The 3423-nt window shown below is 70.3% G+C and carries 3 protein-coding genes; 1 reads left to right on the plus strand and 2 read right to left on the minus strand.

Annotated elements, in window-relative coordinates:
- Positions 1-301: 301 nt before the first annotated feature.
- Positions 302-1333, minus strand: a complete 1032-nt coding sequence (locus ABD106_RS14480) for an HAD-IIA family hydrolase (protein ID WP_343921630.1) — start codon at positions 1331-1333, stop codon at positions 302-304.
- Positions 1333-2319, minus strand: coding sequence for a hypothetical protein (locus tag ABD106_RS14485; RefSeq protein ID WP_343921632.1), 987 nt, complete (start codon positions 2317-2319; stop codon positions 1333-1335). Before ABD106_RS14485 ends, ABD106_RS14480 begins: the two co-directional genes overlap by 1 nt.
- Between ABD106_RS14485 and ABD106_RS14490 the strand changes: the two genes are divergently transcribed.
- Positions 2269-3363: a hypothetical protein gene (locus ABD106_RS14490; protein WP_343921634.1), complete on the plus strand. Its 1095-nt coding sequence runs from the start codon at positions 2269-2271 to the stop codon at positions 3361-3363. The genes ABD106_RS14485 and ABD106_RS14490 overlap by 51 nt on opposite strands.
- The last annotated feature ends 60 nt before the right edge of the window (positions 3364-3423 follow it).

Raw genomic sequence — 3423 nt, forward strand, 5'->3', positions numbered from 1 at the left:
ATTTGGCATTTGACATTGTGCACGCTGTTGAGTTCTCAAGGATCAGACGCTCTCGTGCATCCCCCTCTCAGGTTCTGCGCCGAGGCAACTTCTCTATCGTAACCACTTCTCAGACCGTGTCAAATCGACACGCTGTGCGGAGCAAAGCTCACACCGGACATTCAGTCCCGGTTGATGGCAACCTGTCTAGGTTACACGACTTCGGCGCGCCGTCAAACCGGCGTGTCGCGCTCGGCAGCTGCATGCTGTCCGTCGCGCTGTGCGCTCCGCACCCTCGTCTTCGAAGTGGGATGTCAGCGTATCAGAGCGCGAGCAGCTCCGGCGACACCCGCAGGCCGAGCACCGGTCGGTCGGCAGTCCACACGGCCGCGCATGCGGCACGGATGCTGTCGACTGCCCGCTCCCCCGGCCGCACGAGCGTCACGTCGATGCCCGAGCGCCGCACCGCTGCGGCCCCCACCTCGAAGTAGACGTCACCGGTCGACGTCTCGAGCGTCTCGCGCACCGGGAGGATCGGCTCGGTGAGGCCGCGCAGGTCCTCGATCACGTGGTCGGGACGCATGGACGCATCGGCGGCGATGAGGCTCGCGCCGCGATCGATGCCGGTGAGCACCAGGATCGACCGAATGCCGGTGCGGCTCGCGCCGAGGATGTCGGTGTCGAGCCGGTCGCCGATCATCGCCGGCGCCTTCGCGTCGAACCGCTCGGTCGCGAGCTCGAACATGGGGGTCTCGGGCTTGCCCGCGAAGTCGGCGAGGCGGCCGACCGCGGTGTGCACTGCAGAGACGAGCGTGCCGTTGCCCGGCGCGATGCCGCCGGCGACGGGGATCGTCCAGTCGCCGTTCGTCGCGATCCACGGGATCCCGCCGTCCGCCGGCTTGCGCTGCAGCGCGAACGATGCCTCGGCGAGGTCCTTCCATCCGACCGACGGGTGGAAGCCCTGCACGACTGCCTTCGGCTGCTCGGCCGCGGTGCGCACGACCCGCCAGCCGCGGGCCTCGATCTCGACGACGATGCCAGCGCCGCCGACGACGAGCACGGGGTCGCCGGGCTCGAGGTGCGCGGCGAGCAGTCGCATCGCTGCCTGCGGGCTCGTCACGACCTGCTCGGGCTGGACCTCGAGCCCGAACGACGACAGGTGCTCGGCGACCTCGGCATCGGTCCGCGACGCGTTGTTCGTGAGGTACGCCGTCGGCAGGCCGGTCGCGCGGATGCTGTCCACCGCGTGCGGGATCGCGTCAGCGCCCTTGTAGACGACGCCGTCGAGATCGACGTAGAGGCAGTCGACGCCGTCGAGCGGGGTGGGGGCCGCGCTCTTGCGGAACAGCGCCATCAGCGCTCGTCGTCCCGCCGCTCGCCGATCAGCTCGTCGCCGAAGAGGGCATCGCCGAAGAGCGCATCGCCGTGGGGTGCGGGCTCCTCCCCTGCGGGAGCCTCGTCGGCAGCGGGAGCCTCATCGGCAGCGAGAGCCTCATCGGCAGCGAGAGCCTCATCGGCAGCGGGAGCCTCATCGGCAGCGAGAGCCTCATCGGCAGCGGGAGCCTCATCGACAGCGGGAGCCTCATCGACGCCAGCAGCCTCATCGGCAGCAGCAGCCTCATCGACAACCGGAGCCTCATCGACAACCGGAGCCTCATCGACAACCGGAGCCTCATCGACCTCGAGGTCGATGCCCTCGTCCTCGATGTCGTCGCTCTCGATGCGCTCGGTGACGATCGTGACCTCTTCGAGCTCGCCAGGAGCGAGGGCAGCCTCGAGCGCATCGATAGCGCGCTCGGCGAGGGCCATCCACTCGGCGGCCTCCTCGTCGCGACCGAGCTCCTCGAGCACGCCGGCGTAGCTGGCGAAGAGGGCCGGGCTGTACTCGAAGGCCTTGTCCTTCTGCAGCTCGGGGATGCGGAGCTCCTCGAGGGCAGCCTCGGCCTGGCCGAGGTCGAGCCTCGCGCCCGACTTCACGATCGCCAGCTCGACGCGCACCGGGGTCTCGAGCGTCGACGGCTCGACGGAGCGTGCCAGCTCGAGCGCCTTCTCGGGGCGACCGAGGCCGCGCTCGCAGTCCGCCATGAGGGGCAGCTGATCATCCCGGCCGGTGATGCGACGGTAGGTGCGCAGCTCGCGGAGTGCGAGCGCGAAGTCGCCCAGCTGGTAGGCGGTGATCGCGAGCGTCTCGCGAACGACGCCGATCCGGCCGGCTCGACGAGCCGCGGCGAGCGCGTGCTGGTGCGCGAGCTCGGGGCTGTCGTCGATGGAGCGGGATGCCATCGCCATGTGCTTGGCGACGAACTCGGCGTTGTCCTTCGTCAGCGTCTTCAGCTGCATGCGCGCACCGATGTCGAGATCCTCGGCTCGGATGTCGTCGGGCAGCGGCGGAGCCACGACCTCGTCCTCGCGGACCTGCTTGAAGCTCTCGCCGGAGCCGACGCCACGGTGCTCGAAGTCGCGCCCCGGTCGCGCGGCGTCGCGCTGCGGACCCTGGTTGCGATCGCGCTGCGTGTCGCGGCGCCGCTGGTCGTCGCGACCGAAGCGGTCCTGCCCGTCGCGCTGCGGAGGACGACGGTCAGTGTCGGGTCGCTCGCGACCGTCGCTGCCATCGGCGCGGTAGCCGGTGTCACCGGGGCGCAGCGGCTTCCGCTCCGGCTGCGGACGCGAGTCGCCGAAGCGACGCTCACCGTCGCGCTGCGGAGGACGGCGGTCCCCATCACGGGGAGGACGACGGTCGCCGTCGCGCTGCGGACGCGAGTCGCGGTCGCTGAAGCGACGCTCACCGTCTCGCTGCGGAGGACGACGGTCCCCATCACGGGGAGGACGACGGTCGCCGTCGCGCTGCGGACGCGAGTCGCGATCGCCGAAGCGACGCTCACCGTCTCGCTGCGGCGGACGACGATCGCCGTCACGAGGAGGACGACGGTCGCCGTCACGAGGAGGACGACGGTCGCCGTCACGAGGAGGACGACGGTCACCCTCGCGCTGCGGGCGCGAGTCACGGTCACCGAAGCGACGCTCGCCATCGCGCTGCGTCGGACGACGGTCCCCATCACGAGGAGGACGACGGTCACCGTCACGAGGAGGACGACGGTCGCTCTCGCGCTGCGGGCGCGAGTCACGGTCACCGAAGCGACGCTCGCCATCGCGCTGCGGCGGACGACGGTCCCCATCGCGAGGAGGACGACGGTCGCCGTCGCGCGAAGGCCGGCTGTCGCCGCCGCGCTGGGGCCGGCTGTCGCCGCCACGCTGAGGGCGATTGTCGCCGCTGCGCTGCGGACGGCCGCGGTCGTCGGCGGAGCGACGTCGGTCATCCCGATCGGAGCTCGGATTCGGCTGGTCGTTCATGGCACCATGCTCCCATCAGGGTCGTACAAATGAAAAAAGGGGCCCCAGATGAACTGGGGCCCCTTTCCAAAGAAAGTCCGGCGGTGTCCTACT

It is taken from the genome of Agrococcus citreus (genome assembly GCF_039527715.1).
Taxonomy (GTDB): Bacteria; Actinomycetota; Actinomycetes; order Actinomycetales; family Microbacteriaceae; genus Agrococcus; species Agrococcus citreus.